This is a genomic window from Acinetobacter johnsonii CIP 64.6, assembly GCF_000368045.1.
GTDB classification, from domain to species: Bacteria; Pseudomonadota; Gammaproteobacteria; order Pseudomonadales; family Moraxellaceae; genus Acinetobacter; species Acinetobacter johnsonii.
In genome coordinates this window covers 137,135-144,078 of record NZ_KB849234.1, presented here as the reverse complement: position 1 = coordinate 144,078, position 6,944 = coordinate 137,135, and the positions used below count along the sequence as shown (strand labels likewise).

Annotated in this window: 6 protein-coding genes; 3 read left to right on the top strand and 3 right to left on the bottom strand. The window is 41.4% G+C overall.

The features are described from left to right. The first annotated feature begins 165 nt into the window (after positions 1-165). Positions 166-444 carry a hypothetical protein gene (locus F986_RS04055; RefSeq protein WP_017397121.1) on the top strand — a complete coding sequence of 93 codons (279 nt, stop codon included), beginning with the start codon at positions 166-168 and terminating at the stop codon, positions 442-444. Positions 445-466: 22 nt separating this feature from the next. Here the strand turns inward: F986_RS04055 and F986_RS04050 are convergent, their stop codons facing one another. After that, entirely contained in the window at positions 467-1,336 is an 870-nt protein-coding gene (locus tag F986_RS04050; RefSeq protein ID WP_026056377.1) for an AraC family transcriptional regulator, read from the bottom strand. A 179-nt stretch (positions 1,337-1,515) separates the two neighbouring features. Here F986_RS04050 and F986_RS04045 point away from each other — a divergent pair, with 179 nt between their 5' ends. Both F986_RS04045 and F986_RS04040 read left to right on the top strand, forming a co-directional pair. Beyond that, a complete protein-coding gene (locus F986_RS04045) occupies positions 1,516-2,421 on the top strand; it encodes a DMT family transporter (RefSeq protein ID WP_004692418.1) in 906 nt (301 codons plus the stop codon). A gap of 109 nt (positions 2,422-2,530) precedes the next feature. Then, positions 2,531-3,040 (top strand): DinB family protein, encoded by a 510-nt coding sequence (locus tag F986_RS04040; RefSeq protein WP_004692416.1) that lies wholly within the window; start codon positions 2,531-2,533, stop codon positions 3,038-3,040. Between the two features lie 54 nt (positions 3,041-3,094). Here F986_RS04040 and F986_RS04035 read toward each other — a convergent pair whose 3' ends face one another. Together F986_RS04035 and pta are read right to left on the bottom strand one after the other, a co-directional pair. Continuing rightward, the gene (locus F986_RS04035; RefSeq protein ID WP_004692415.1) at positions 3,095-4,105 is read right to left on the bottom strand and encodes a hypothetical protein; all 1,011 of its coding nucleotides are present in this window, start codon (positions 4,103-4,105) and stop codon (positions 3,095-3,097) included. A 685-nt stretch (positions 4,106-4,790) separates the two neighbouring features. Beyond that, complete coding sequence (pta, locus tag F986_RS04025) at positions 4,791-6,932, bottom strand: phosphate acetyltransferase (protein WP_004692413.1); 2,142 nt, start codon at positions 6,930-6,932, stop codon at positions 4,791-4,793. Between the last annotated feature and the right edge of the window lie 12 nt (positions 6,933-6,944).

Here is a 6,944-nt window from a genome sequence, read left to right as displayed (position 1 = left end):
TCTTCAAATCTTCAAATCTTCAAATCTTCAACTAGCTAAAAATTGTTTAACGCCTTAAGATTCCAGTTTCAAATCTTAAAAAATACAATGAAATACTATTCCTCGACTTCAGCCTTGCTATTTATCGGATGCTTTTTCTTGTGGTCTATTTTCCTGTTTTATTTAATGGCTCAAAAGCATGCAGGCAATGTCATTGTCGAAGATATATTTAAATTTAATTTTTACTGCATGATGCTTGCAATGTTGCCTTTGCTTTTGAAAAAAGCTCCGCCAAAAAACGATGTCGAGATGACGATTTTTGAAGAAAAGCAACATATGGAAATGCGCCATCAAGTCCTGAGCCAATCTGCTCAAGAGCGTCGAAAAGCTTATTTGATGAGTGCTTTTTTCGGTTTTTTAATGTCGAGTTTAATGATGAGCTTTATTTTGATGTTAGATAAATAAGCTGAATGTGAGTTTATCCGATCTAATTTTTCTCACTTTTCCGCATTTGGGATGGAGAGTAGCCAAAGTACTTTTTAAAGCGATGACTGAAATGGCTGCAGGAGCTAAATCCATACTGTTCCGAAATGTCGGTCATATTGGCAGATGTGTGCTGTAGAGCTTGGTGTGCCAGTTCAAGTCGACGTTGCATCACATATTGGTGTGGTGGCATGTGCATAGATTGCTTAAACATATGAGCAAAATGATATTCACTGAGCTGAGTTTGCTCGGCCAAATCCGACAGGGTCAAACTTTGCTGAATATGCTGATCAATCCATTCTAATAACTGTTTCAAAGTATACGGGGACAGCCCGCCTTTGACTTCAGGGACTTGCCACTCGGTATGGCTATAATTTTTAATTAGATGGTTGAGCAGAAGTGTCGTGGCAGTAATCATCTGCAAGTGATTTTCCCTGTTCTGCCAAGCCTCATTGAGTAAAAAGTGCCGATAGATCATGGCAATCTGTGGGTCGGCCACGAAACTTTGCGGATTTAAAATAATTTGGCTCGGCTCACGATCCCACACTTGTTCGGCGACACGTTGTAAATGTTGCTCGGTGTAGTACAGATGCACAAAAGTCAGTGGGTCGCGCAGATCCCATGTTGACTCAAAGTCCTGTGGCATCAAGCACATATGATCTGGCCCACCGCCATTATGCCAACCTTGAGCTGTCTTTTGATAACTGTGATATCCCCCTTGAATGTACATACTAAGGGTATGGTGGTTACTACAAACACTGACGCGGTCTTGGTTGTTTTGCCACATGGCCAACTGCATGCCCGAACCCAGTTCAACCGAGTCGAGGAGTTGAGCTTTATGTTGTTGTAATTGATCTAGAATCTGATATTTCATCATCTATACGCAGTGCCAAATGGAAGATTTAGTGTAGGACTTTGATTTCATTTTGTCATCTATATCCGAAAATCAGTAAAAAATCACAAGTTTATGATAGTGACCACAAGAAGGTGCAAGAAATGAGAAACCTAAACCAAGCACAATAGCGTGAGTGGTTTGAGTTTGGTTTAAAGAGTATGAATGCGCTGTTATATGCTTTGGTGGTGGTGATTTGGGGAACGACATGGATTGCGATAAGTCTGCAACAACAAAGTGGAATATCGACCAATGTAGCCGTGTTTTGGCGATTCTTTATTTCGGCTCTGGTGTTGTTTACTTTTGTTGTGTTGTGCCGAAAACTGCAAAAGCTGGCTGTAAAAGACCATCTATTTTGTATGTTGCAAGCGTGCTGTATTTTTGGTTTTAACTTTGTTTGTTTCTATTATGCGGTTCAATATATCAGCAGTGGTTTGGAGGCCGTTATTTTTTCGATGGCGGTCATTTTTAATACCCTTAACGCCAAACTGTTCTTTGGACAACAGGTGTCTACGCGTTTTTATCCTGCGGCTTTGTTGGGTGGATTAGGGATTATTGCCTTGTTTTGGCATGATGTGGTGGGGAGTACCTTAAACAATCATACGCTGATGGGGATTGGTCTTTGTGTGTTGGGAACCTATGGTTTTTCATTGGGCAATATGATCAGTGCGCGTCATCAAAAACAAGGTCTGGATATTTTTACCACCAATGCTTATGGCATGTTGTATGGTTCAATCCTGATGGCGTTGATTGCTGGATTTAAACAAGACGAGTTTTTCCCCGCTATGGAATTCAGTGCGGTGAGTGCTTTATTGTATTTGGCTATTTTTGGTTCAGTGATTGGCTTTACTGCTTATTTCTATTTGGTTGGACGGATTGGGGCAGGTAAGGCAGCTTATAGTACTTTGTTATTTCCGTTGGTGGCTTTGGTGATTTCGACCATCTGGGAAGGGTATCAATGGCATATGAATGCGGTCATTGGGGTGATTTTGATTTTATGTGGTAATGCAATTTTCTTTATTCAAGCACCTAAGTTTAGACTGAGTCAAATGTTGAAGCGAAGTTGAGTGTGTGTAAGAAAATCAAAAGTGATTCTACCTTAGAAATGAAAGATTTAGGTGTTTTTTATCCTTTGTATTATGCTCATTTTAGAGGACTTTATGTAGGGCTTTATAAATGGATTTAAAAACGTTTGAATTATTCGCGCGTTACAACGTGTGGTCTACTCAAAAATTAAACCAAGTTTTAAAAAATATCTCTGATGAAGATTTCAATGCTGAATGCGGACTTTTCTTCAAAAGTATTTCTGGAACATTGAATCACTTACTTGTTGGTGAGCATTATCTATGGTTTCCTCGGTTTTCATCGAAACCATCTCCTACATTGAAGCTAAATACCATCGTAGAAAGGGATAAAGATAAACTCATGTTTGAGTTAGAGAGCAGGGCTTACAACTGGATAGATCTTTTAAAACATGTTGATGTGGAAAAATTTGGACATGATTTACATTACAAAACATCGGCTGGACAAGAAATGAGCCTGCCCTATGCGGCTACATTATTGCATGTGTTTAATCATGGAACGCATCACAGAGGGCAAGTGACAGCGGCTTTAACTTCAATGGGTTATCCATGCCCAGAGATGGACATGGTATATATGCTGATCGAAAAAAATCTGCCCGTTTAAGTGAGCTGCGGTTGGTTGGTAAAATGATGGAGTCGAGCTGAGACAGCGCCCTCATCATGACGCTGTATTGGCTTTAAGCCGAAGTGCTTCCATCTCCATTTCAACCATTTTCTGAGCATTTTTCCATTTCTCATTTAGCTCAGCAAACCTCTGTCGATCTGGTGAGTCCGATAAGATGATATTACCCATTTCGATTTGGAGATTATTTTCTTCTTTTAACCTTTCACGAGCTGCTGTGACTTCAGCACTTTTGAGTGTCACAGCATCGTATTTTTGATTCAGTCCATGAATTTGCGTAGTGGTTTGTTTAACAGCCGTCATAATCGCATTCCTATTACCGCTGTCTATCGCATACTGCATGCCCATAAAAGAATCTTGAGCCTTTTTTTTGGCTGTTTGAGATACAGCTCCAAGAACGATGAGATCATATTTAATGTCTGCAGCATTATCTTGACTCAGATGTGAGGTGGTCTGCGGTGCAGTGCGAGCCGCGACATGGGGTTCGGTATTTGGTTTTGGTTGTTGTCGTGTGTTGTCTAATGCCCCAGTATTGAGTTGAGGATATACTATGCGTTGTAAGGCTCTCATTTCACTGATAGAGCTCTGTTGTATGACGCTGATTTCTGCTTCAAGTGCTGTTATACGCTGCATCTGTGGTGGACTTTTAGTATTTTCTTGTGCCAGTTCAACACCAAGTAAATGGACTTGCTTAAATTTTTCACGTAACGCAGCGCCTTCTTGGCTTTTGAAGTTTGTTGCATCTAGTGCAGTATTAAACGCAAGAGAATGGGTTTTCAGTTGTTCTAGCAGGGCGGGGATGGTATCGACTTCTTTATTTTGACGAGCCGCTTTAAGTGCATCTTGTACGTTCAAAATGGCTTGAGAGTTTTTATTCGAAATCTGATCTAGGGCATCAAGATCCGCTTTAATGTCAGCTGGATTAGCTGTACTTAAGTTTTTATATGCTGTGGTTGAGTCTGACGGTGTTTGGTGCTGCTTAGATTCATTACATGCTGTCAGTGAAAATGTTGTCATTATTAGAATTGGAAGCCATTTTTTATTCATTATGAGACCAATGATTTAGGATTTAATTATATCGCTTGAGTATATTGTTTAAGTGTCTGAAAAGTAAAGTCTTACTGTTTTATCTGTGTTTGGGCTATGCTCGTAAATAGACATTAGTCGAATGTTTGAGAGGCTATACGATTAGGTGGTACTACACTCAGCTCAATTGTATATGCTGGAGAGTGATGAATTTGTATTTAGTGAAAAATGGTTTCACATCGTGTGCTGATTACAGTAGCAATCGCAAAATTACACTTTAAAATAGTTCAAGAGAAGAAAATAATGGAGCTTTTCATTTCTTTCAATAGTTGGTTGTTTATTGATAGTTGGTGGATTATTACTTCCAATTTACACAGCAAATTTATTTCCTTTATCAAAAAAATCAAATGAGCAGTATCAAGAGATGATGAGGAAAGGTGACCGTGGATGGATTATTGATTTTAAGATCAATCAATGGATAAGAAAAAATTGGATTTACATTCCAATTTTGGGGGTACTCTTCTTTTTGATTGGATTATTATTTTAAGTAAAGAAGTAGGTTTTTAACCTAATATATTGATAAATTATTAAATAATTTTGAAGGTGTGTGGCTTCTTCTAAACATTTATTTCGTTGAACATAGCTCTTTTAAAAACAAAAACCACCCAACTTTTCCGTTGGATGGTTTGGATCACATCAAGTTACTTTAAGCTGTTGCTTGTTGTTCTGCTTGAATTGCAGTGAGTGCAATCGTAAACACAATATCATCGACCAAAGCCCCGCGAGACAAGTCATTTACAGGTTTATTCAAACCTTGCAACATTGGTCCGACACTTACGACATTAGCAGAGCGTTGCACGGCTTTATAAGTGGTATTACCTGTGTTTAGGTCTGGGAAAATAAACACATTGGCACGACCTGCAACTTTAGAATCAGGTGCTTTCGAGCGTCCGACACTTTCAACCGATGCTGCATCGTACTGAAGCGGCCCATCAATCAACAGATCAGGACGGCGTTCTTTCGCTATACGTGTTGCCTCAGCGACTTTTTCAACTTCAGCTCCAGCACCAGAGGTACCCGTAGAGTATGAAATCATTGCAATACGTGGGTCTAAACCGAAGGCCTTTGCCGAGTCAGCCGATTGAATCGCAATTTCAGCGAGCTCTTCGGCATTTGGGTCTGGGTTAATCGCACAGTCGCCATAAACATAGACTTCATCGGGTAATAGCATAAAGAACACGGAAGAGACCAGTGAGTACTCAGGCGCTGTTTTAATCAGTTGGAAGGCTGGGCGTACAGTATTGGCTGTGGTGTGTACTGCGCCTGAAACCAAACCGTCGACTTGATCGAGTGCCAACATCATGGTGCCTAGAACGACAGTGTCTTGCAGCTGTTCACGCGCTTGCAGCTCGTTCAGTTTCCCTTTACGCAGTTCCACCATTTTTTCGACATAGTTTTCACGAATTAAATCTGGATCGATAATTTCTAAGTCATGTGGAAGCTCAATACCACGTGCTTTTGCCACTTCTACTACAGCTTCAGGTTTCGCCAATAAAATACAGTGTGCAATGCCACGAGATTGGCAAATAGCCGCCGCTTGAACTGTGCGTGGCTCATCGCCTTCAGGGAGGACAATGCGCTTCTTCGCAGCAATCGACTTTTGGACCAATTCATGGCGAAAAGCCGAAGGTGAGAGACGAGGTTGGTACGAGCCATTCAACATTGCCGTTAACCATTCTTCATTGATATGGCTCGACACAAAACGAGTGACTTGCTCAGCGCGTTCCGTATCATCGACAGGAATTTCATTGCTGAGATTGGCTAAGCTCTGTGCCGTGTCGAACGTGCTGAGCGCTGTATGTAAAATTGGTAAGCCTTGCTTAATCGCTGTTTGGCAGAACGCAAGCACTTGCTCGTTTGGCGTATGGTGTTCAGTCAGTACCAAACCTGCCAATGGAATACCGTTACTGCTGGCTAAGCTGAATGCCAAAAGCACATCGATACGATCTGATGCACTAATGATTAGCTCGCCTGCGACAAATTTATGCAGTTCATGTTCAATGTTCGATGCAATCAAACTGCTATGTAACACACGACGTTGGTTAGCATCGCCTTGATTGATCCATTCCGCCTGAATGTGTGAAGCCAAGTCCGACATACGCGGTACGCTGAGCGTGTTGCTAAACGGAACCAAGCCAATCACAGGGAGTTTATCTGAACCGAGTTTTGGATGGGTCTTTTGGAGCTCAATAATAAATTTATTGGTATCGCTGATTAAACGCAGACTTGGGTCAAACGTCACTGGAATGTGTGCTGAGTCATCGGGCAAGCCTTTGGTGCGCATCAATAACACGCCCGCAGTTCGCTCTGAGCTGGCACCGCCAAAGTAGCGTAGCTGGCTATCGACTTTTTCAGCCGTCGCACTTGGTTTATTAATGTCTGCATTGCTGACAATAATAACTTTGGCATCGAGTGCTTGCGCAAGTTGTGCATTTAGCTCAGAGGCAAAAGAATCTCGGCTATTCGGGACTAAGCCTTCAACAATAATCAGGTCATGCTTACGCGCAATAGCGCGGTGCAAACGAACCGCATCCTCAAGCAACTCATCATTTTCACCTGCATTGAGTTGTTGCAAAATGGTGTGATAGCTAATTGGTTCAACGGTTTCATTTTTTGAAACATGGTGATAGAGCGCTGTGGTACGGTCTGCACCTGTGGTCAGTTCTTGAGAAAAAGGTTTTAAAAATCCAGCCTTAACCCCTTGGCATTCCAGCGCATAAACCAAACCCAGACAAGCGGATGTTAAGCCGACGCCTTCCCCAGTGGGCACAAGTAAAATCGTTTTCATATATTTATTCGT